At 70.8% G+C, this 22879-nt stretch carries 15 protein-coding genes; 7 read left to right on the top strand and 8 right to left on the bottom strand.

Annotation, left to right across the window (positions count from 1 at the left end):
• Positions 1 to 95: 95 nt before the first annotated feature.
• From JNB62_RS16800 to JNB62_RS16790, 3 genes are read right to left on the bottom strand one after another with little or no spacing between them, the layout of a single operon-like run.
• On the bottom strand, positions 96 to 1457 hold the full coding sequence (locus JNB62_RS16800) for a hypothetical protein (RefSeq protein ID WP_220302049.1): 1362 nt from the start codon (positions 1455 to 1457) through the stop codon (positions 96 to 98).
• The gene (locus JNB62_RS16795; RefSeq protein ID WP_220302048.1) at positions 1451 to 3178 is read right to left on the bottom strand and encodes a hypothetical protein; all 1728 of its coding nucleotides are present in this window, start codon (positions 3176 to 3178) and stop codon (positions 1451 to 1453) included. The genes JNB62_RS16800 and JNB62_RS16795 overlap by 7 nt, the downstream gene beginning before the upstream one ends.
• Position 3179: 1 nt before the next feature.
• Positions 3180 to 4289 carry a DUF2235 domain-containing protein gene (locus JNB62_RS16790; protein WP_220302047.1) on the bottom strand — a complete coding sequence of 370 codons (1110 nt, stop codon included), beginning with the start codon at positions 4287 to 4289 and terminating at the stop codon, positions 3180 to 3182.
• Positions 4290 to 4365: 76 nt separating this feature from the next.
• On the opposite strand from JNB62_RS16790, the gene JNB62_RS16785 reads away from it, so the two are divergent.
• Positions 4366 to 4959: an NADPH-dependent FMN reductase gene (locus JNB62_RS16785; protein ID WP_220302046.1), complete on the top strand. Its 594-nt coding sequence runs from the start codon at positions 4366 to 4368 to the stop codon at positions 4957 to 4959.
• A 32-nt stretch (positions 4960 to 4991) separates the two neighbouring features.
• Here JNB62_RS16785 and JNB62_RS16780 read toward each other — a convergent pair whose 3' ends face one another.
• Complete coding sequence (locus tag JNB62_RS16780; protein WP_220302045.1) at positions 4992 to 5507, bottom strand: hypothetical protein; 516 nt, start codon at positions 5505 to 5507, stop codon at positions 4992 to 4994.
• Between the two features lie 169 nt (positions 5508 to 5676).
• Here JNB62_RS16780 and JNB62_RS16775 point away from each other — a divergent pair, with 169 nt between their 5' ends.
• The gene (locus JNB62_RS16775) at positions 5677 to 6318 is read left to right on the top strand and encodes a 2-phosphosulfolactate phosphatase (protein WP_220302044.1); all 642 of its coding nucleotides are present in this window, start codon (positions 5677 to 5679) and stop codon (positions 6316 to 6318) included.
• A 685-nt stretch (positions 6319 to 7003) separates the two neighbouring features.
• Here the strand turns inward: JNB62_RS16775 and JNB62_RS16770 are convergent.
• From JNB62_RS16770 to JNB62_RS16760, 3 genes are all read right to left on the bottom strand, one after another.
• Positions 7004 to 7492: a SprT-like domain-containing protein gene (locus tag JNB62_RS16770; RefSeq protein WP_220302043.1), complete on the bottom strand. Its 489-nt coding sequence runs from the start codon at positions 7490 to 7492 to the stop codon at positions 7004 to 7006.
• 47 nt (positions 7493 to 7539) lie between these two features.
• On the bottom strand, positions 7540 to 8067 hold the full coding sequence (locus tag JNB62_RS16765) for a hypothetical protein (protein ID WP_220302042.1): 528 nt from the start codon (positions 8065 to 8067) through the stop codon (positions 7540 to 7542).
• 356 nt (positions 8068 to 8423) lie between these two features.
• Positions 8424 to 9287 (bottom strand): spermidine synthase, encoded by an 864-nt coding sequence (locus JNB62_RS16760; protein WP_220302041.1) that lies wholly within the window; start codon positions 9285 to 9287, stop codon positions 8424 to 8426.
• Positions 9288 to 9463: 176 nt separating this feature from the next.
• Here JNB62_RS16760 and JNB62_RS16755 point away from each other — a divergent pair, with 176 nt between their 5' ends.
• Positions 9464 to 10219, top strand: coding sequence for a 5-oxoprolinase subunit PxpA (locus JNB62_RS16755; RefSeq protein WP_220302040.1), 756 nt, complete (start codon positions 9464 to 9466; stop codon positions 10217 to 10219).
• A complete protein-coding gene (locus JNB62_RS16750) occupies positions 10213 to 11853 on the top strand; it encodes a 5-oxoprolinase subunit B/C family protein (RefSeq protein ID WP_220302039.1) in 1641 nt (546 codons plus the stop codon). The genes JNB62_RS16755 and JNB62_RS16750 overlap by 7 nt, the downstream gene beginning before the upstream one ends.
• A 119-nt stretch (positions 11854 to 11972) precedes the next feature.
• Here JNB62_RS16750 and JNB62_RS16745 read toward each other — a convergent pair whose 3' ends face one another.
• Positions 11973 to 14579, bottom strand: a complete 2607-nt coding sequence (locus JNB62_RS16745; protein ID WP_220302038.1) for an ATP-binding protein — start codon at positions 14577 to 14579, stop codon at positions 11973 to 11975.
• Between the two features lie 228 nt (positions 14580 to 14807).
• Here JNB62_RS16745 and JNB62_RS16740 point away from each other — a divergent pair, with 228 nt between their 5' ends.
• The 3 genes from JNB62_RS16740 (at position 14808) to rpoC (ending at position 22876) form a co-directional block, all read left to right on the top strand.
• A complete protein-coding gene (locus JNB62_RS16740; RefSeq protein WP_223231218.1) occupies positions 14808 to 15158 on the top strand; it encodes a hypothetical protein in 351 nt (116 codons plus the stop codon).
• 303 nt (positions 15159 to 15461) lie between these two features.
• Positions 15462 to 18962 (top strand): DNA-directed RNA polymerase subunit beta, encoded by a 3501-nt coding sequence (gene rpoB / locus JNB62_RS16735; RefSeq protein WP_220302037.1) that lies wholly within the window; start codon positions 15462 to 15464, stop codon positions 18960 to 18962.
• 41 nt (positions 18963 to 19003) lie between these two features.
• Positions 19004 to 22876 (top strand): DNA-directed RNA polymerase subunit beta', encoded by a 3873-nt coding sequence (gene rpoC, locus JNB62_RS16730; RefSeq protein ID WP_220302036.1) that lies wholly within the window; start codon positions 19004 to 19006, stop codon positions 22874 to 22876.
• Positions 22877 to 22879 lie beyond the last annotated feature (3 nt).

Genomic DNA, 22879 nt, shown 5'->3' with positions numbered 1-22879 from the left:
CGGCGAGACGCTCTCCAGGCGCGGCCCCGCGCATCCGCTGCGTCGATGGTCGGATGCCAGCAGCGCCTCGCGGCGTTTCGTCCCGCTTCGCTCGCTCAACGACCGGGCGGCGGCACGAAGCGGAACGGGCCGCCCTTCGCCACCTCGGCCTCGACCTCGAGGTAGGCGGCGTCGGCGTGCGCGTCGTCGTCGCTGGAGTAGAGGGTCGACACCTCCTTCAGCGCGCTCACGAGGTTGTCCTGCGGCACCGCGGTGTCGACGGCCTTGCCGTGCACGCCGCGGCGGGTCGACATGAGGGTCGTGAGCCGGGGCGTCCCGTCGGGGCGGTCCTTCCACAGGGCCCACAGCGTGCGCGGCGTCGCATTGCGGCTGCCGTGGTGGCCGACCTTGTACAGGTCGATGCCGGCGAGCCTCGCGCGCAGCGCGGGCTCCTTCGCGAAGCGCTTGAGCGTGTGCTGCCAGTTCTCGATCTGCGCGTCGCCGGGGAACAGCAGCGAGAGGCCGCCGATCTCGAACAGCAGCAGCAGGCTCGTGTTGTTGAGCGCGTCGTCGAGGTTGCGCACGAGGCGCAGCAGCGAGTGCGTGCGCTGCGCCGTGAGGTTGTCGATCAGCCACCGCACCGGTCCCGGGCCCACCGGCACCTCGTCGGCCGTCGTCTGCCCCGACTCCGATGCGGCGACCGCGGTCGACAGCGCGAGCGACGCGTCGAGCGCCGTCAGCCAGTACTCGCCGTCGTCCTCGGCCTGACGCGTGACGTCGGGTTCCTGGTCGGGCGTCGGCGGCCCCAGCACGGTCGTCACCAGTCCGGGCACCAGGTCGGCGAGGCCCGCGTCCGCGCCGGCGTACAGGTAGCGTCCGCGCCGGTCGGCCGACAGCTCGTCGAGCAGCGCGACGGCCTCGGCGTTCTTCAGCTGCTCCTCGGCGGCAGCCGCGACGAGCCTGTCGTGCGCGGCGAGTCCCGCCAGCGCTCCGGCATGCTCCTGCGCTGCGCCGAGCAGTCGTGCGAAACGGAGGGATGCCGGTCCCACGTGGCCGTCGCCGAGGGCCGGGGCCGCGGGTGCCGCGGCCAGGGCGGCCCCGCCCGCAGGGCCCCCGGCATCCGCCGCCAGAGCCGGGTCCTCGGTCCAGGACCGCAGCACGACCTTCGGCGCCAGGCGCCGCATGATCTCGGCGCCCGCGGCGACCTCGAACCCGCGCAGGTGGTCGCGGTGGCGATGGGTGACGGCCAGCACGTCGAGCACGCCGTGCGTGTGCTGCTCGATGAGCGCCGCGACATCGGCCATGCGACCGCGAACGAACCCCTGGCGCGGCGAATGACTCGTGCCGTAGTCGATGAGGATGTGGCGTTCGGCGCGGCCGTCGGCGAGCGGCTCGTCGTACTCGACCGAGATCAGGAGGCAGTCGCCGAACCCGACCTGGTACATGCGGACGCGGACGCAGACCGGCGTGCTCACCATGCCTCCCCCGAGCTGAGATCCGTGCTGTGGAGCGCGGCGAACGCCTGCCCGCGCGAGCGGCCCTCCGAGAACCCGAGCCGGCCCTGGGTGTCGCGCCGCCCCGTGCTGTCGAGGTACGTCAGTCGGCGCACCTGCCGGCGCCAGTCGTCGATGCGCTTGTAGACGTGCAGCTTGAGGCGGCCGAACTGGTCGAACACGAGCGTCCCGCCGCCGAAGAACTGGACGGGTGTGGCGTCGTCGATCCCGTCCGGCAGCGGCAGCTCGCACTCGCGGGCGAACTCGCCGGCCGACATGTCGACCATCTGCACGTACGTGGCGACCGACTCCGGCACGATGAGGCCGTCGGGTCCGATGCGCTGCGTCGGCAGCACCGACTCGACGATCGTGTAGAAGCGCGTGCTGACGCCCAGCCGCGGCGCGTTCTGCCACAAGAAGCGGAACACCTCGTCGCGGTCGCTGCGCAGGCTGGCGTAGTTGATGCCGAGGTAGCGGGGCGTGAGCTCCGCCTCCAGGACGTCCGCGTCGCGATCGGGACGATGGATGCCGGCGGCCTCGAACCGCCGGGCCAGCAGGTCGCGGTAGCCGAGGTCGTCGTCGGGCACGACCTCCGCGTCGGCCAGGAGGACGGCATCCAGCAGGTCCTCGAACTCGAACTCCACCGGCGGCAGGTAGTCCAGCCCGCGGATGAGCATCGTGAGCAGCTGGGATGCCGCCTTCACGCCCTCCTCGGCGGCGCGGGTGCGGTCGACCGTGACGTCCTTCGCCTTCGAGCCGGGTCGCGAGAACAGCGCCTGCAGGCGCATCGACCAGATGTCGATGAGCACGTCGAGCACGACGGCGACGAGCACCTCGCCGCGACGGTGCGGCTCGTCGTACTGGCGCAGCTCGGCCCAGTCTGCCGGCGGAGGCTTGAGCGCCGCGGCCCGCAGTGCGCCGCGGCCGTGCGTGAGCGTGCGGCCGATCTGCTCGGCCACACCGGTCAGCACGCCGTGCCGCAGGCGCCGGGGATCGACCCGGTCGCGCGAGATCCGGCCGTCCTTGTCGGCGCGGCCGAGGGCCTGTTCGACGACGGGCCGCATCGAGAACACCGACAGCAGCGCGACGATGTCGGCGAACCCCTCGTGGAAGGCCGCCTGGTCGGGCAGGCTCGGCTCGAGGAACCGGTGGCGCAGCCCGTCTAGCACGGCATGCGTGGTCTCGTGCACGACCACGTCGTGGCTGAGACACGTGTACACCGGCCGCCGGCCGGGAACGCTCGCCGGCACGTAGCCGAACAGCAGCGCGTGATCGTCGTCGGAGTAGAACGCGTTCGCCTCGGCGAAGGCATGGGGCACGAGGTAGAGGTGATGCCCTTCGAACCCCCACGACAGGCGGCGGCCGAGCGCCGACTCGAACGTCGCGAGCGTGCGCGCGGCGGTGGCGTACACGTGCTGCGCGTGGAACGCCTTGTCATCGAGCAGGTCGGCGTCCTCGGCATCGGCGAACAGGTCGTCGTCGGGGATGCCCGGGTGCTTGAGGTATTCGCCCGTCGCGGTGTCGAAGTCGACGACGTGCAGCCGCGCTCCGCGGGGTCCGTCCTCCATGCGCGACCAGGGCACCTTGACCCTCGCCGTCAGGATCTTCTTGTCATCGCCCTTCACGGACGGGTCCTGCGCGATGAGCCGCAGGGTCACGTGGGTGCGGGGCTGATCCTGCGACTCGTAGCCGGTGACCTCGGACACGTCATCGCTCCCACGCCACGCGGTACGGCCGCGCGCTCGCCGCGGTGGCGTCGACGCGTCTCTGCACCGACGGATGCAGTTGGTCCGCGCGGGCGGGGTGCCGCCGGCGCCAGCCGAGTCCGGCGATCGCCCAGTACCACTGGTGCCGGTGGATGCGACCCTCGGCCCGTTCGGCCGGGACCGGCGCCCCGCCGGTCACGCCGAGCAGCCTGTCGTACGCCCTCGGGTCGATGCGCAGCCCGGCGGCGACCGCCTCGGCCGTCATCCACTCCAGCGAGATGTCGGACAGCCCGTGGTCGTCCTCGTACTGCCCGCCGATGTCGCTGTGCACACCGGCGAACCACATCTCCTGCAGGTCGCGACGGGGATCGTCGACCACCCTCACGCCCTCCTTGTCCGCCCCGAACCGGTACTCGGTGAAGGCGCGGCGGTTCTCGTCGAGTGCGAGCGCGAGACGACCGGTCCGCACGCCGTCGACGTTGCGCGTGAAGGGCCAGCGCACCTGCTCGAACCGCGCGCGCAGGTTGAACCAGCCGACGGACTTGACGGTGTCCCACACGCCGAGGAACGTCACAGGCTTGCCGAACCGGCGGAAGGCGGGGTTGCCGAACCCGTCGTCGAACGACGACCGCGTGCGCCAGAAGGCCTGTTCCTCGGTCTCGGACGGCTTGTCGCCGCCGCCCGAGAGAGCCATCTTGAGCGCGTACGGCACGAGGTTCTCGGCCCCGGGCCGCAGCAGCCCGACGCTGCGCAGCACCCCCGCGAGCGCCACAGCCGTGTACGCGCCGCGGCTGAAGCCGAACAGCATGATGCGGTCGCCGTCGCGGTAGTGCGCCATCAGCCAGCTGTACGCGTCGGCGATGTTGTCGCGGATGCCGTACCCGACGATGAGCCCCGCGGTGCGCGTGAGCCACGCGCCGAACGGCGTGACCGCGCCGCGCGCACCCATCGTGCCGACGCCGGGGTCGTAGAACACGAGCTGCCGGTCGTCCTTGACGGCCATCGCATAGATGCGCGCGACGTTCGTGACCCCCGACTCGGGCTCGCTCCCGGTGCCGTCGAGGCACAGCACGAGCGTGCGCGGGCCGGGCTCCTGTGCGGCGGTGTCCATGCAGGGGAGAGGATGCCTCGGCCCACGGTGATACGGAGGGGGTGCGTTCGCGCCACGACGGGTGCAGGCTGGCGGCATGCAGATCGAGATCGTTGAACACGAACCGCCTTACCGCGTCGGCGTCATCATCGGCAGCCTGTCGCGCGAGTCCATCAACCGGCGCCTCGCCCTCGCACTGGAGAAGCTGGCGCCGCCCGAGCTCGAGTTCTTCGAGATCTCGTACGCCGACCTTCCGCTGTACAACCGCGACCTCGACGCGGACTACCCGCAGACCGCCCTCGACTTCAAGGACGCGATCCGCTCGGCCGATGCGCTGCTGTTCGTCACACCCGAGTACAACCGGTCGCTCCCCGGTGCCCTGAAGAACGCGATCGACTGGGGAAGCCGGCCGTGGGGGCAGAACGCGTGGTCCGACAAGCCGGTCGGGGTGATCGGGGCGTCCGCCGGGCAGATCGGAACGGCCGTCGGACAGCAGTCGCTGCGCAGCACCCTGAGCTTCCTCAACGCGCGTCAGATGACGACGCCCGAGGCGTACATCCACTTCACGCCGGGGCTCATCGAGGCCGACGGCGAGGTGACGGTTCCCGCGACCGAGGAGTTCCTGCGCATGTACATGGCGAAGTTCCTCGAGTACGTCGCCCGCGTGCTCACGGTGATCCCGCAGGCGTGAGGATCCGGGATGCCGGTGGCCCCGGCATCCCGTCACCCCGCGTCGGCGGGGTCGGGGCCGGGGTCGTGCGCCCAGCCCGGCGCGAGCGCCTTCACGCGCGCTTCGCGCCACTGCCACGCGCTCCACAGGACCGGCCACAGGATCGCTGCGGTCGGTCCGGCGAACACCAGCCGGTCGCGCCACAGCGTCTTGCCGGGCTCGCCCGGAGCGGGCGAGACGGCCATCTGGTGGTCCCAGACGTCGAGGCTCGACAGCGGACCGGTGAGCGGGATGCCGCTGTCGCGGAAGATCCGCACCTGCCCCGCCGGCTCGTCGACCACCCGCTCGCTGGCGTGGATGAGCTGGCGCCCCATCGGCACCATGCCGAACGCCGCCAGCTGCACCGGGACGTCGTCGCCCGGACTCCAGCTCGTCGGCAGACCGCTCGGCACGAGCGGCTCGAGGTCGAGCAGCGGGCCGTAGAGCTCGGCGACGGCCCGCGGCGAGTGCAGCGCCCGCCACGCCGCGTCGGGGTCGCAGTCGATCACGAACTTCAGCAGGATCCGCATGCTCCAGTGTCGCACCGCGGTGCGGCGCTCGCGGCTCCCGGTGCCTGCCGTCCGGCGCGTCCACAACGTACGTTCTCGCCGAGAACGCATGTCGTGTGCGCGCAGGACGTGCGGTCTCGGCGAGAACGTACGTTCCCGACGGGGGGCGTCAGCGCCGTAGGGTAGACCGGTGCCCGACACGCCTTTCGACCAGCACCGCTACCAGGTACGTCTCGACTGGGGTGCCGCCGGCCTCGCGCGGCTCGCTCCCGCCGATGTCGTCGTGGTCGTCGACGTGCTGCGGTTCTCGACGACGGTGACGGATGCCGTCGCCCGAGGCGATTCCGTGCCGCTGGACGCGGCGGCGCACGCCGTGTCGCTCAACGGCGTCGCGATCGCGGAGGCCGCCGGGGCCACGGACGCCACCGTGCTGCTCGGATGCCTGCGCAACGCCGCGGCCGTGGCGGACGCGGTGCTCGACGTGCAGCACCGACGCGGCGACAGGACCTCGATCGCCGTCATCGCGGCCGGTGAGCTCGCCGGTCGTGAGCCGGGTGCGCCGCTGCGATTCGCCGTCGAGGACCAGTTCGGCGCGGGCGCGATCGTCGACGCGCTCGGCGCCCGCGGCGTCGACCACACGTCCCCTGACGCGGCGGCCGCCGCCGAGGCCTTCCGCGGTCTGCGCGGCGCCCTGCGGCACCTGCTCACCGCGAGCGGATCGGGGCAGGAGCTCCTGGCCCGCGACGCCCGCGACGACGTGATCAACGCCGCCGCGGTGGATGCCGCATCCGTCGTCCCGGTGCTGCGCGACGGCGTCTTCGTCGCGTACTGACACCGCGGCTCACGGTCGCTGGGCGAGCGAGACGCGACGCTCCCATCGAACGGGCAATCCCGTGCCAGAACGCGTTTCGTCTGCGCGCGCCAGAGCGCGTCTCCGCTCAACGACCGGGGCCGTCGGTCGTTGAGAGAGCGAGGTACGAGCGAGACGAATCGCGCCTTCGCACGGACGACCCCGTGCCAGACCGCGTTTCGTCTGCGCGCGCTGGAGCGCGCTCCGCTCAACGACCGGTGTGTCGGTCGTTGAGCGAGCGAGGTACGAGGGAGACGAAACGCGCCATCGCACGGGCAACCCCGTGCCAGACCGCGTTTCGTCTGCGCGCGCTAGAGCGCGCACCGCTCAACGACCGGGGTGTCGGTCGTTGAGCGAGCGAGGTACGAGCGAGACGAAACGCGCCATCGGACGGGCAACCCCGTGCCAGACCGCGTTTCGTCTGCGCGCGCTAGAGCGCGCTCCGCTCAACGACCCATATCTGAGGTACGAGTGAGACGAAACGCCCCGACCACACGGACGACTCCGCGCCAGACCGCGCTTCGCGCGCCACGGCGCGCTCCGCTCAACGGCCGGGGTGTCGGTCGTTGAGCGAGCGAGGTACGAGCGAGACGAAACGCGCCATCGCACGAGCAACCCCGGGCCAGACCGCGCTTCGCGCGCTGGAGCGGTCTCCGCTCAGCGACCGCTACCGCGGCGTCAGCGCCGCGAGGCGGGCGGCCGGGGTGATCTCGCGGCGGGTCCAGGTGAACAGGAAGCGCTCGTCGAAGGTGCGCGCGCACTTGGCGCACGAGGTCGGCCGCGTGGCCTTGCGGTGGCGGTAGGCGACGTGACCGGCGGGGCACACCCCGATCCACGGCGCCAGGTCCGTCGCGGTCTCGCCCGCGTGGGTCGTGCCGCCGACGTAACCGAGTTCGCGGGCGACGGCCTTCCACCGCGGACCGTGACCGGCGCGCGGTCCGGCGAGCGCGTGCGCGACCTCGTGCAACAGGGTCTGGTGGTTGGTGTCGTCGTCATAGCGGGCCGCGAGGTAGCGCGAAACGCTGATGCGCTGGTGGGTGTAGTCGCAGAGTCCGGCGCGGCGCTTGGCGTTGTCGAACCCGAACGTCCACGACGGGTCGAGGTGGGCGGCGATCAGGGCTTCGGCCCACTGCCGCACGCGGTGCAATTCCGACATGTGCGCGAGGCTAGAACGTATCTCCGACACTCATGGCCGCGGCGTCCTCAGCTGGCGACGGATGCCGCAGCCCGGCGCCGATCCGCGGCGTCGATGGCCATGAGCACGGACTCGAGCTGGTCCTCCGTCGCCCCGGACTCCTGACGCAGGAAGAGTGCGCGCTTGAAGTCCTTGCGCGCGCCTTCGTAGTCGCCGTCGTCGTAGCTCACCTTGCCGCGGTGCATGTGGGCGAACGCGCCGATGCCGGCCCAGCCCTGCCCCTCGGCCTCTTCGGCGCACGCCGTCAGCTCCTGCCACGCGGCGGAGTACTTGCCGAGCGCCTGCAGCACCGTGGCGTGCAGGATGCGGGCGCGCAGCAGGTCCTTGCGGGTGCCGGCCATGCGGGCGACGCGCACCGACTGCTCCGACACGACGAGCGCCTCCTCGGCCCGGTCGAGCACCTTGAGCAGCCACACCCGCTCGAGGAGCGCCGGAAGGCTGCGCTGTTCGCCGATCTCTTCGAGGCGGTCACGGCACTGCGTGGGACTCACCTTCTCGCGGAGGGTGTCGGGGTCGTACCCGCTGATGTAGCTCACGTGTGACTCCCTTCGCTGCGCCCGATGCGGCTCGTTCCAGTGTGCCTGCCGCCGTCGCGCGGGCCGGCGTGCCACGCCGGGTCGCGGCATCCACTCGGCCGCGGTCTTGGCGAGTCGCCACGTTCGGCACCCCGCGCGCGGCGGTGGTGGCGAGTCGCCGGGGTCGGTCGGGGCGGGTGCGGGCAGCGGTTCTGGTGGCCGGTGCGGGGAGGTGCGGCGTCCTCTGCCCGGTCTTGGTGAGTCGCCACGTTCGGCACTCCGCACGCGGCGGTGGTGGCGACTCGCCAAGAACGCGAAACGGGATGCCGCCACGCAGCCTGATCCGGTGCGTACCTGCGCGGGACGACGCCGGGGCCTCAGCGGGTGAAGATCGAGGCCGAGGGCTTCGGCGAGGGCGTCGCATCGGCGTCGGTGGCGACGCGTGCGCCGCGTGCGAAGTCGTCGACCTCGCGGCCCTCGGCGACCTTCGCGGGGTGAGGTCCGGCGGCCATGAGCCGGGGGAGCCACTCGGTCGGAAGCGGCTGCCTGGATGCCGCGATCACGAGGTTCCCGAAGCGCCGGCCCTTCAGGGTCTGCACCTCGGCGAGCACGATCACGTGCTCGAGCACCGCCTGCACGGTCGCGACCTCGCGGCGGGCGAAGGCGAGCCCCGCGCCGTCGGCGACGTTGACGAGCAGCACGCCGTCGGGCGCGAGGAACCGCGCGGCCTCGGTGAAGAACTCCACCGTGGTCAGGTGCGCCGGGGTCTGTGCGCCCGAATACACGTCCGACACGACGAGGTCCGCCGCACCGACGAGGCCGGCGGGCAGGCGGCCGAGGGTCTCACGGGCGTCGCCGATCCGCACGCGGATCTGCGCGCCACGGGGGAGCGGCAGGTTCTCGCGCACGAGGTTCCACAGCGCCGGCTCCAGTTCGACGACCTGCTGCCGCGAACCCGGCCGTGTGGCCTCCACATACCGCGGGATCGTCAGCGCGCCGGCACCCAGGTGGATCGCGGTGAGCGGCTGGCCCGGCATCCGGAGCCGGTCGATCACGGCACCCATGCGCGCGACGTACTCGAAGTGCAGATGCGTCGGGTCGTCGAGGTCGACGTGCGACTGCGGCGTGCCGTCGACGTCGAGCTCCCACCCGCCGCCGAACGGAGACGGGACGACGCGGGCGAGGGTGCCGTCCGAGAGCCTCACCGAGGGCGCCGGCGCCTCGTCCCGCGTGCGTGCCATGCGTCCACGGTAGCCCGGCGAGGCGTGAATCGAGCGCGAACGCTGGCACGGCGGGACGACGAAGCCCGGGCTGCGGGTCGCCGGCGCGCAAGCCGCGCCGTGCTGCCTGCATTCACGCCCGTTCCGACGGGGCACGGAGCCGCTCGCGGTCGGGTCGCCCGCAGTACGTTGGAGACATGGCGGCCATCGACCTCAACGCGGACCTCGGCGAGACCGTCGACGGCGTGCCGACCGCCGACGACGAGGCGATGTTCGCGGTGATCTCCAGCGCCAACGTCGCCTGCGGTGGGCACGCGGGGGATGCCGCGTCCATGCGCCAGGCGGTGGCCCGGGCCGGGCGGTTCGGCGTGGCGATCGGCGCCCATCCGTCCTACCCCGACCGCGCGGGCTTCGGGCGCGTGGCGGTCGCCATGGCGCCTACCGACCTCGAAGCCGCCGTCGACAGTCAGCTCGGCGCTCTGGTGGACGCGGGCGCCGACATCCGCTACGTCAAGCCGCACGGCGCGCTGTACCACGCGGTGACCGCCGACCGCGCCCAGGCCGACGCCGTCGCCCGCGCCGTCGCCGCCCTTGCCGAGCGCCTCGGCCGGCCGCTTCCCGTGCTGGGCCTGCCGGGCGAGATCGAGGGGGCCGCGGCATCCCGGGGTCTTCCGTTCGTCCGCGAGGCGTTCCTCGACCGCGGGTACCTGCCCGACGGCTCGCTGGTGCCGCGGACGCAGCCCGGTGCGCTGCTCGACGATCCCGAGCGGGTCGCGGCCCGCGCCGTGCGGCTCGCACGCGAGGGCGTGGTGGAGGCGGTGGACGGCACGGTGGTGCGGGCGGATGCCGCGTCCCTGTGCGTGCACGGCGACTCGCCGTCGGCGGTGGCCATGGCTCGCGCCGTGCGCGCGGCGCTCGACGCCGCCGGCGTGGAGGTACGGGCGCCGTGGTGACCGCGCGGGCGCTGCCGATGGGGGACCGTGCGTTCCTCATCGAGGTCGACGGTCTCGACGAGGTGCTCGCGGTGCATGCGGCCCTCGCCGCGTCGCGGCCCGGCGGCGTGACCGATCTCGTTCCGGCCGCGCGCACCGTGCTGGTGCGCGTCGACCCGCGCGTGCTGCCTCCGGCGATCGCCACGACGTGGGCGCTGCGCACGGCGGCCGCGGCCCGGACGGGTGCGACCGCCGACGGACCGCTCGTCGAGCTCGACATCGCGTACGACGGCGCCGACCTCCACGACACGGCGGCGCTGCTCGGGATCAGCACCGATGAGCTCGTCCGCCGGCACGCGGCCGCGGCGTGGCGGGTGGCCTTCACCGGGTTCGCGCCGGGCTTCGGCTACCTCGTGAGCGACGACTGGCCGTACGACGTCCCCCGTCTGGAGTCCCCGCGCACCCGCGTCCCGGCCGGTTCGGTGGGCCTCGCCGGAGCGTTCTCCGGCGCGTACCCGCGCGACACCCCGGGCGGCTGGAGGCTGATCGGCACGACCAGTGCGCCGCTGTTCGATGCGGCTGCGGCATCCCCCGCTCTGCTCGCGCCCGGCGCCCGCGTCCGGTTCCGCCCCTCCACTGCGGGGCACACGGCCCCCTTGCCCTCACCGAGATCAGGAGATCTCGCCGACGCAGGACGTTCTGCGCCGGATCGTCCTGTCTCTGCGAGATCAGGAGATTCCGGCGAGACGGGACGTGCGGAAGACGACGGGCGTGCAGTGGATGCCGCGACCCGGCCACGAACGGCCGCCCTGCGCATCGTCGAACCGGGGCTGCTCGCGACCGTACAGGACCTGGGGCGTCCGGCGGCGGCATCCATCGGCGTCGCGGTGTCGGGTGCGCTGGACCGCACGGCGCTGCGGACGGCGAACCGGCTTCTCGGCAACCCTGAGGGAGCGGCGGGGATCGAGGTGACGATGGGCGGCCTGCGTGCGGTCGCCGAGACCGACATGTGGGTCGCCGTGACGGGCGCGTGGGGTCCGGTGAGACTCGACGGGCACGACATCGATCCCTACGAGGCCCATGCGTGGCCCGCCGGGGCCGAGCTGCACGTGGACTGGTTCGCGCACGGCGCGCGAGCCTACGTCGCCGTGCGCGGCGGAATCGAGGCGCCCGCGGCGCTCGGCTCGCGCGCGACGGATGTGCTCGCCGGGCTCGGCCCGCCGGCGCTGCGCGCGGGCGACCTCGTTCGTGTGGGTCCGTCACCGTCGACGCCCATCCCCGTCGCCCCGCCCCAGTCGTGGGGCGCACCGCATGACGACGAGCTCGAACTCGACGTGGCGCCCGGCCCGCGTGCGGAGTGGTTCGCCGCAGGAACGGCCCTCTTCGACGCGGTGTGGACCGTCACCGGCGACGCCGACCGCGTCGGCGTGCGGCTGGACGGACCGGCGCTCGTCCGCACGCGGGCCGGCGAGCTGCCCAGCGAGGGCATGGTGCCCGGCGCCCTCCAGGTGCCGCCGAGCGGGCGCCCAACGATCCTCCTGGCGGACGGCCCGGTCACCGGCGGCTATCCGGTCATCGCCGTCGTGACCGACGCCTCGCTGGACCTCGTCGCCCAGGCCAGGCCGGGGACGCGCATCCGCTTCCGCCACGCGTGAGCCGCGGCATCCCTCTCTCCGCCGGTTCCCCTGTCGCGTTCTGCGCCGCCGGGCCGCGATCCGTGACAGGGGAGCAGCCCGGGACGTGAGCAGCCCGGGACCCGCCCGGGGCGGGCGCGTCACCAGGCCTGCAGCGTCGCGGCCACTTCGTCGTGCTCGTGCTCGGGGAGCGCGAGCAGCACCGCTTCGGCCAGCGTCAGCTCGGCGCCGGCCGCCTCGCCCGCGGCCACGCTCGCGGGATCGCGTCCGCGCAGGATGTCGAGGTACGGCGTGTGCACGGTGAACGCCTCGACGTCGAAGATGCCGATGCGGCGGCGGATCTCGCCCGCCGCCACCGCCAGGGCCGCCGCACGCCAGGCCTCGCCGTGGGCCGCCGCGACGGCGCACACTCCCTCGAGGCCGTAGGCGATGCCCTCGTCGTAGTGCAGGCGCACCGACATGAGGAGCGTGCGCACGAACTCGTGCTCGGCGGTCTCGAGGCGTCCGAGCTGGAAGTTCAGGCGCGACCGCAGGTTTCCGGCGACCGACGTCGTGAAGAGGTCGCCGTGCTGCTCGGCGACGGCGCTGGCGCGGTCGAAGTGCGCCAGGGCATCGTCGGTCGCGCCGCGCACCCAGGCCAGGCGTCCGAGCGAGACCTCGGTGATCGCCTCGGCCCACGCGTTGCCCTGCTCGCGCAGGCGCACCACGGCGTCGCGCAGCTCGGTCTCGGCCTTGTCGGAGTCGAGGTCCGAGAACTGCACGCGCGCGGTCGCGCGCGCCGCGAGCGCCATGGCCGCGGCATCCGCGTCCCCCGACTCGGTGAACAGCCGCACGCACTCGCCGAGGCCGGCGACGACCTGCTCGCTCGGGCGCTGCCACATCTCGCCCCACAGGGCGAAGAACCACGCGATGGCCCGCGTGTGCGGCGTGATGGGCTGGTCGTGCTGCTTCTCGAGCAATTCCAGCATCCACACCCGCACCTCGGCGAAGAAGCCCGAGATCCACCAGTAGATGAGCAGGCTCCAGGCGAAGTCGCCCGCATCGTCGAGCCGGTCGGTGTGCACCAGGTGGCGGACGGCCGCGCGGAGGTTGGGCAGCTCCAGTCCGAGCCGGGCGACGGCGTCGGCCTGGCCGGGCCCGCCGAGGTCGGGCGCCACACGGCGCACCAGGGCGCAGTAGTAGTCGGCGTGCGCGCGGCGCACCCGCACCGCCTCGCCCTTCTCTTTCAGGCGCCCGAGCGCGTATTCGCGCACGATCGCCAGCAGCGAGAACACGCGGCGGCCGCCGAGCTCGTACTGCTTCACGAGCGACCCGTCCACGAGCGCCGCGAGGCCGTCGATCGCCTGCCCGTCCCACGGCCGGCCGCGCCCCAGCGCCTCGACGGCGTCGAGCGTGAACCGCGTCGCGAACACGCCGAGGTCCTCCAGCAGGTCGCGCTGCCCCTCGGGAAGCAAGCTCACGCTCCAGTCGATCGTCGCCCGCATCGTGCGGTGCCGCTCGGGCAGGTCGCGCACGGCGGCCGTCAGCAGCGGCAGGCTCTGCCCGAGCCGCTCCGCGATGCCCGACGGCGTGAGGATGCGCACCTTCGCCGCCGCCAGCTCGATCGCCAGCGGCAGCCCCTCCAGCGCGCGGCAGATCGCCGCGAGGTCGGCCGCGTTGCCGGGCGTGACGTCGAAGCCCGGGTCGATCGCCTTGGCGCGGTCGACGAACAGCGCCACCGCGGCCGTCCGCGTCGCGGGGTCGAGGCTCGCCGGCAGGTCGTCGCGCGGCGTCGGCAGCGCCGGCACCTCGTACACGCGCTCTCCGCGGATCCGCAGCACGATGCGGCTCGTCACGAGGAACGTCGCCGTTGGCGCCACGGTGTACAGCCGCACGAGGACGGGTGCGGCATCCACGATCTGCTCGAAGTTGTCGAGCACCAGCAGCACGCGGCGGTCTTCGAGCGCGTGCGCGATGCGCTCCTCCAGAGCCGCCTCGCCGTTGTCGCGGATGCCGAGGTGGTACGCGATCGTGGGCAGCAGCAGCCCCGGCTCGAGGACGCCCTCCAGCAGCACGAAGTACACGCCGTCGGCGAACAGGTCCTCGCACGCCCGCGCCGTCTCGATCGCCAGGCGGCTCTTGCCGATGCCGCCCGGGCCGATCAGGCTCACGACGCGGTCGGTGCCGCGGGCCAGCAGCGTCCGCACGGCCTCGATGTCGGCGTCGCGGCCGATGGTCGAGGTGTAGGGCACCGGCACGCGGCCGACGAGCGAGGCGCGCGGCGCATCGACGGTGTCTGCGATCCGCGACTCGTCGAACCGCTCGGCGAGCAGCATGGCGAGATCGGCCGCCACCTGCTCCTCCAGCTCGGCCGCCGAGCGGAAGTGCAGGTATGCCGCGGTGTCGTCGGCCTGGATGCGCGCGATGAGCGCGGACAGGCGCTCGTCGCGGGCGTCGCCGTCCTTGACGTAGATGAGCTTCGGCATCGCCGGGGGAGCGAGGTTGTACTCGTCCTCCAGCCCCGACACCTCCTCGTCAGGGGCCACCCAGCCGTAGCTCGCGCCGTAGATGCCGACGAACACGTCGCTCTGCGCCAGGTAGGAGCGGTACAGCTCCCGCGGCGGGTGCGGCCGAGCCCCCAGCTCGAACATCACCGGCGCGAGCCGCAGTCGCTCCACGGCGGCCTTGACCGCCTCGCGCTCCTCCGCGAGCTCGCGCAGGGTCGAGCTCACGAACACCCGGATCCGCTGGTCGGGAGTGCGGATCACGGGGGATCGTCCCCCAGTCATGTGCACATCATGGCCCTGTGAGGGCGTTCGCGCCACGGGTCCGGTACACCGCTGTATCGGCGCCATGCGGCGAGAGAGACGAGTGGATGCCGCCACTCTGGCCGCCATCGTGCACGCGAGGGGTCTTCCGACGGCGGCCGCAGAGGCGTAGCTTGTGCGCCGGGGAGGGGCGCGTGGGGCGCCCCCGTTCTGGGAAGCAGGGGAACCATGAAGCGATTGGTCGCGGGCTGTGCGCTCGCAGTCGGGCTGGTGTTGGCGGGCGCCGGCGTGGCGAACGCCGGAGAGGTGAACGGCAACGGGGACGAGGTCCACGCACCGGACCACGCGTCGTCCGAGTGCGTGTTCTCGGGCCTGGACACGGCGGACGACATCGAGGGCACCGGGCCGGAGGGGATGGGGGACGACGTCTTCGCGGAGCGCGGCAACCAGAGCCCCGGCGGAAAGGACCGCTACCACGGCGTGCAGAACTTCGGCATGTTCAAGAGCGACCCCGTCGCGAAGCAATTCGTCGAGGGGTTCAACCCCGGAATGGCCTGCCGCGGCAACATGGGGGAGTAGACCGCACGAGTCGTGCAGGGCCGTCGCGCACACCGCGCGGCGGCCCCGTTGCTGTGAAGGGTCTGCGAGAATCGGGCTTATACCGCAGCATCCGAAAGTCGTCAACATTTCGACTGGACACGGCGCGTCGTCCGACGTATAGTGGGTCTTTGCGCTCTTGGATTCCCCCTGCCCTCATATGGTGGTCGGCTGTGCCTGCGCCCCCTCGCTCGTCGCGAGGCGTGGTGCGCGGGTTTCGGGGATGAGGAGCACTCCACCTGACGACAAGGAAACGAGCCCTACGGGCCCACGGAGGTAATCCCCTTGGCTGCTGCGCGCAACGCATCCAATCCCACCACCACCCCCAAGAACGGACGCGGAGCTTCCCGCCTCTCGTTCGCCAAGATCTCCGACACGCTGACGGTCCCCGACCTTCTCGCGCTGCAGACCGAGTCGTTCGACTGGCTCGTCGGCAACGAGGCATGGAAGGCGCGCGTCGCCGACGCGAAGGCCGCCGGTCGCACCGACGTGCCCGAGGTCTCGGGCCTCGAGGAGATCTTCGAGGAGATCTCGCCCATCGAGGACCTGAGCGAGACGATGCAGCTCTCGTTCACGAACCCGTACCTCGAGCCTGAGAAGTACTCCATCGAGGAGTGCAAGGAGCGCGGCAAGACGTACGCGGCCCCGCTCTACGTCGAGGCCGAGTTCATGAACCACCAGACCGGTGAGATCAAGACCCAGACGGTCTTCATGGGCGACTTCCCGCTCCAGACCGACAAGGGCACGTTCATCATCAACGGCACCGAGCGCGTCGTCGTGTCGCAGCTCGTCCGTTCGCCCGGCGTCTACTTCGACAAGACCCCCGACAAGACGTCCGACAAGGACATCGTGTCGGCGCGCGTCATCCCGTCGCGCGGTGCGTGGCTCGAGTTCGAGATCGACAAGCGCGACCAGGTCGGCGTGCGCATCGACCGCAAGCGCAAGCAGTCGGTCACGGTCTTCCTCAAGGCCCTCGGCCTGACGTCCGAGGACATCCTCAACGAGTTCGCCGGCTTCGAGTCGATCGAAGAGACGCTGTCGAAGGACACGATCCTCACCAAGGAGGACGCGCTCCGCGACATCTACCGCAAGCTCCGTCCGGGCGAGCAGGTCGCCGCCGAGGCCGCCCGCGCGCTGCTCGACAACTTCTACTTCAACCCGAAGCGCTACGACCTCGCCAAGGTCGGCCGGTACAAGATCAACCACAAGCTCGGTCTCGACAAGCCGCTCACCGACTCGGTGCTGACGGTCGACGACATCGTCGCGACGATCAAGTACCTGGTGCGCCTGCACCGCGGCGACGTCGTCTTCGACGGCGTGCGCGGCGGCAAGCCCGCCGAGATCCGCCTGGACGTCGACGACATCGACAACTTCGGCAACCGTCGCATCCGCGCGGTCGGCGAGCTCATCCAGAACCAGGTCCGCACCGGTCTGTCGCGCATGGAGCGCGTCGTCCGCGAGCGCATGACCACGCAGGACATCGAGGCGATCACGCCGCAGACCCTGATCAACGTCCGTCCCGTCGTGGCGGCGATCAAGGAGTTCTTCGGCACGTCGCAGCTGTCGCAGTTCATGGACCAGAACAACCCGCTCGCGGGTCTGACCCACAAGCGCCGCCTGTCGGCCCTGGGCCCCGGCGGTCTGTCGCGTGAGCGCGCCGGCGTCGAGGTCCGCGACGTCCACCCGTCGCACTACGGCCGCATGTGCCCGATCGAGACGCCGGAAGGCCCGAACATCGGTCTGATCGGCTCGCTCGCCTCGTTCGCCCGCATCAACGCGTTCGGCTTCATCGAGACGCCGTACCGTCGTGTGGTCGAGGGCAAGGTCACCGACCAGATCGACTACCTGACCGCCTCGGAAGAGAGCGACTACATCGTCGCGCAGGCCGGTGTCGAGCTGAAGTCGGACGGCAGCTTCGCGCAGGACCGCGTCCTGGCCCGCCGCGGAAACGGCGGCGAGGTCGACCTCTTCCACTCCGACGAGATCGGCTACATGGACGTCTCGCCGCGCCAGATGGTGTCGGTCGCGACCTCGCTCATCCCGTTCCTCGAGCACGACGACGCCAACCGCGCCCTCATGGGTGCGAACATGCAGCGTCAGGCCGTCCCGCTCCTGCGTTCGGAGTCGCCGGTGGTCGGCACGGGCATGGAGGGCTTCGCAGCCATCGACGCCGGTGACGTGGTCACCGCCCAGAAGCCCGGTGTCGTGGTCGAGGTCTCGGCCGACGTCGTCACCGTGCAGCTGGACGAGGGCGGCACGCAGGACTACTTCCTGCGCAAGTTCGACCGCTCGAACCAGGGCACGTCGTACAACCAGCGCGTGGTCGTCTCGGCCGGCGAGCGTGTCGAGGCCGGCGAGGTCATCGCCGACGGCCCCGCCACCGAGAACGGCGAGCTGGCCCTCGGCAAGAACCTCCTCGTCGCCTTCATGACGTGGGAGGGCCACAACTTCGAGGACGCCATCATCCTGAGCCAGAACCTGGTGAAGGACGACACCCTCTCGTCGATCCACATCGAGGAGTACGAGGTCGACGCGCGTGACACGAAGCTCGGCAAGGAGGAGATCACCCGTGACCTCCCCAACGTCAGCCCCGACCTGCTGAAGGACCTCGACGAGCGCGGCATCATCCGCATCGGCGCCGAGGTGCGCCCCGGCGACATCCTCGTCGGCAAGGTCACGCCCAAGGGCGAGACCGAGCTCTCGGCCGAGGAGCGCCTGCTCCGCGCGATCTTCAACGAGAAGAGCCGCGAGGTCCGCGACACGTCGCTGAAGGTGCCCCACGGTGAGCAGGGCACGATCATCGCGGTCAAGGAGTTCAACGCCGAGGACGGCGACGACGAGCTCGGCTCGGGCGTCAACCGCCGAGTCGTGGTCTACATCGCCCAGAAGCGCAAGATCACCGAGGGCGACAAGCTCGCCGGCCGCCACGGCAACAAGGGCGTCATCGCGAAGATCCTTCCGGTCGAAGACATGCCCTTCCTCGCCGACGGCACGCCGGTCGACGTGATCCTCAACCCGCTCGGCATCCCCGGTCGAATGAACTTCGGCCAGGTCCTCGAGCTGCACCTGGGCTGGATCGCCAAGCAGGGCTGGAAGGTCGAGGGCACTCCCGAGTGGGCCGCGCACCTGCCCGAGCAGGCGTTCGAGGCCCCGGCGGGCACCAAGGTCGCCACGCCGGTGTTCGACGGCGCCTTCGAGGACGAGATCGCGGGTCTGCTCGACTCGACGACCCCGAACCGCGACGGCGTGCGCCTCATCGACTCGACGGGCAAGACGCAGCTGTTCGACGGCCGCTCCGGCGAGCCGTTCCCGGCTCCGATCTCGGTCGGCTACATGTACATCCTGAAGCTGCACCACCTCGTGGACGACAAGATCCACGCGCGCTCGACGGGCCCGTACTCGATGATCACCCAGCAGCCGCTCGGTGGTAAGGCGCAGTTCGGCGGTCAGCGCTTCGGTGAGATGGAGGTGTGGGCCCTCGAGGCCTACGGCGCCGCGTACGCGCTGCAGGAGCTCCTCACGATCAAGTCCGACGACATCCTCGGCCGCGTCAAGGTCTATGAGGCGATCGTCAAGGGCGAGAACATCCAGGAGCCCGGCATCCCCGAGTCGTTCAAGGTGCTCATGAAGGAGATGCAGTCGCTCTGCCTGAACGTCGAGGTGCTCTCGGCCGACGGCACGGCGGTCAACCTCCGCGACACCGACGACGACGCCTTCCGCGCCGCTGAGGAGCTCGGCATCAACATCTCCAGCCGCTTCGAGTCGTCGTCCATCGACGAGATCTAAGCGCGCCAGGTAACGAACGAATTTCCGACACAGGAGAACCAGTGCTCGAATCAACCACTTTCGATCAGCTTCGCATCGGCCTGGCCACCGCTGACGACATCCGTCGTTGGTCCTACGGCGAGGTCAAGAAGCCCGAGACCATCAACTACCGCACCCTGAAGCCCGAGAAGGACGGTCTGTTCGGCGAGCAGATCTTCGGACCCTCGCGCGACTGGGAGTGCGCGTGCGGCAAGTACAAGCGCGTCCGCTTCAAGGGCATCGTCTGCGAGCGCTGCGGCGTCGAGGTCACCAAGTCCTCGGTCCGCCGTGAGCGCATGGGCCACATCGAGCTCGCCGCGCCCGTCACGCACATCTGGTACTTCAAGGGCGTTCCCTCGCGCCTCGGGTACCTGCTCGACATGGCGCCGAAGGACCTCGAGAAGGTCATCTACTTCGCCGCCTACATGGTGATCTCGGTCGACGAGGAGGCGCGCCACCGCGACCTCTCGACGCAGGAGAACAACATCCGCCTCGAGCTCAAGACGCTCGCGGACCGCCGCGACGCGCGTGTCGCCGCTCGCCTCCAGAAGCTGGAGGAGGAGCTCGCCGCGCTCGAGGAGGAGGGTGCCAAGGCCGACCAGAAGAAGAAGGTCAAGGACGCCGCCGAGAAGGAGATGGCCTCGATCCGCAAGAACGCGGACGACCAGGTCACGCGCCTCGAGAAGGTGTGGGAGGACTTCCGCAACCTCGAGGTCGGCCAGCTCAAGGGCGAGGACGAGATCTTCCACGAGCTGCAGGACCGCTTCGGTCAGTACTTCGAGGCCCACATGGGCGCGGAGTCGATCAAGCGCCGCCTGGAGAGCTTCGACCTGCAGGCCGAGGCCGACAGCCTGCACCTGCAGATCTCGGAGGGCAAGGGCCAGCGCAAGATCCGTGCGATCAAGCGCCTGAAGGTCGTCAACTCGTTCCTCGCGACCGGCATGAGCCCGGCCTCGATGGTGCTCGACGTCGTCCCGGTGATCCCGCCGGAGCTGCGTCCGATGGTGCAGCTGGACGGTGGCCGCTTCGCGACCTCCGACCTCAACGACCTGTACCGTCGCGTGATCAACCGCAACAACCGCCTCCGTCGCCTGATCGACCTCGGTGCGCCCGAGATCATCGTCAACAACGAGAAGCGCATGCTGCAGGAGGCCGTCGACGCGCTGTTCGACAACGGCCGCCGCGGTCGTCCCGTCACCGGCACCGGCAACCGCGCCCTGAAGTCCCTGAGCGACATGCTCAAGGGAAAGCAGGGTCGCTTCCGCCAGAACCTGCTCGGCAAGCGCGTGGACTACTCGGGCCGTTCGGTCATCATCGTCGGTCCGCAGCTGAAGCTGCACCAGTGCGGTCTGCCCAAGCAGATGGCGCTGGAGCTGTTCAAGCCGTTCGTGATCAAGCGCCTCATCGACCTCGGTCACTCGCAGAACATCAAGGCCGCAAAGCGCGCCGTCGAGCGCACGCGCCCCGAGGTCTGGGACGTGCTCGAAGAGATCATCCGCGAGCGCCCCGTGCTGCTGAACCGTGCGCCCACGCTCCACCGTCTCGGCATCCAGGCGTTCGAGCCGCAGCTCGTCGAGGGCAAGGCGATCCAGCTGCACCCGCTCGTCTGCGCGGCGTTCAACGCCGACTTCGACGGTGACCAGATGGCCGTCCACCTGCCGCTGTCGGTCGAGGCCCAGGCCGAGGCCCGCATCCTGATGCTGGCGTCGAACAACATCCTGAAGCCGTCGGACGGCCGCCCGGTGACCCTGCCCTCGCAGGACATGATCATCGGTCTGCACCACCTGACCACGGTCAAGGAGGGCGCCGCCGGTGAGGGTCGTGTGTTCGGCTCGGTGGGCGAGGCGATCCTGGCGAAGGACGAGGGCACCCTCGACCTGCAGGCCAAGGTCCGCATCCGCATCCCCGGTCTGGCCTTCCTGGAGGGCGAGGCTCCCGAGGGCTACGAGCGCCACGGCCTCGTGGACGCGTCGCTCGGCCAGGCGATCTTCAACGACACGCTCCCCAAGGGCTACCCGTTCGTGCGCGAGCAGGCCGACAAGGGCAAGCTGTCGCAGATCGTGAACAAGCTCGCCGAGGAGTACCCGAAGGTGGAGGTCGCGGCATCCCTCGACCGCATCAAGGACGCCGGCTTCTACTGGGCCACCCGTTCAGGTGTCACGGTGGCGCTCAGCGACATCCTCACGCCCCCGAACAAGGGCGAGATCGTCGCCGGCTACGAGAAGCAGGCCGCGAAGGTCCAGGCGCAGTTCGAGAAGGGTCTCACCACCGACGCCGAGCGTCGTCAGGAGCTCATCAAGATCTGGACCGAGGCGACCGACGAGGTCCAGAAGGCGATGCGCGACCACTTCCCGGCCGACAACACCATCAACCGCATGGTCTCGTCGGGCGCCCGTGGTAACTGGCTGCAGATCCGCAACATCGCGGGTATGCGAGGCCTGGTGAACAACCCGAAGGGTGAGATCATCCCGCGTCCGATCATCTCGTCGTACCGCGAGGGTCTGTCGGTGGCGGAGTACTTCATCGCGACGCACGGTGCCCGCAAGGGTCTGGCCGACACGGCCCTCCGTACGGCCGACTCGGGCTACCTCACCCGTCGTCTCGTGGACGTCTCGCAGGATGTCATCATCCGCGAGGAGGACTGCGGCACCACCAAGGGCCTCGAGTTCACCATCGCCGCGCCCAACAGCGAAGGCGTCCTGGTGCGCGACGCGAACGTCGAGAACTCGGTGTTCGCCCGCACGCTCGCTGCCGACGCCGTCTCGCCCTCGGGCGAGGTCGTCGCCTCGGCCGGTGAGGACGTCGGCGACGTGCTCATCGACAAGCTGGTCGAGGCGGGTGTCGAGTCCATCAAGGTGCGCTCGGTGCTCACGTGCGACTCGGCGGTCGGCGTCTGCGCGAAGTGCTACGGCCGTTCGCTCGCGACCGGCAAGATCGTCGACATCGGCGAGGCCGTCGGCATCATCGCGGCCCAGTCGATCGGTGAGCCCGGCACGCAGCTGACGATGCGTACCTTCCACACCGGTGGTTCGGCCTCGGCCGACGACATCACGCAGGGTCTTCCCCGCGTGCAGGAGCTCTTCGAGGCCCGCACCCCCAAGGGCGCGTCGCCGATCGCGGAGGCCGACGGCCGCATCACGATCGACGAGACCGAGAAGTCGAAGAAGGTCATCCTCACGCCCGACAACGGCGACGAGCCGCACGTCTACCCGGTCCTGAAGCGCGCGACGCTCCTGGTCGAGGACGGTCAGCACGTCACCGTCGGTCAGCCCCTTCAGGTCGGCACGCTCGACCCCAAGGAGGTCATGCGCGTGCAGGGTGCCCGCGAGGTGCAGAAGTACCTCGTGAACGGCGTCCAGGGCGTGTACCGCTCGCAGGGTGTGCCGATCCACGACAAGCACATCGAGGTCATCGTCCGTCAGATGCTGCGCAAGGTCACCGTGGTCGACCACGGCGACACCACGCTGCTGCCGGGTGAGCTGGTGGACTTCAAGCGCTACCAGCAGATCAACCGCGAGGCGGTCGGCGAGGGCAAGCGTCCCGCGTCGGGTCGTCCCGAGCTGATGGGTATCACGAAGGCGTCGCTCGCGACGGAGTCGTGGCTGTCGGCCGCGTCGTTCCAGGAGACCACCCGCGTCCTCACGCAGGCGGCCATGGAGGGCAAGAGCGACCCGCTCGTCGGCCTCAAGGAGAACGTCATCATCGGTAAGCTCATCCCCGCCGGAACCGGACTTGCGAAGTACCGCAACGTCACGGTCGAGGCGACGGAAGAGGCCAAGAGCGAGCGGTACCCCAACCGCATCTTCGCCTCGGACGGCGCGTACACCGACGCCGACCTGAGCTACGTCGACTTCGACAGCTTCTCGACGGACGGCTTCTCGACCGACTACAACTGAGTC

The organism is Microbacterium jejuense, assembly GCF_019511665.1.
Taxonomy (GTDB): domain Bacteria; phylum Actinomycetota; class Actinomycetes; order Actinomycetales; family Microbacteriaceae; genus Microbacterium; species Microbacterium jejuense_A.
This window is presented reverse-complemented; position numbering and strand designations above follow the sequence as displayed.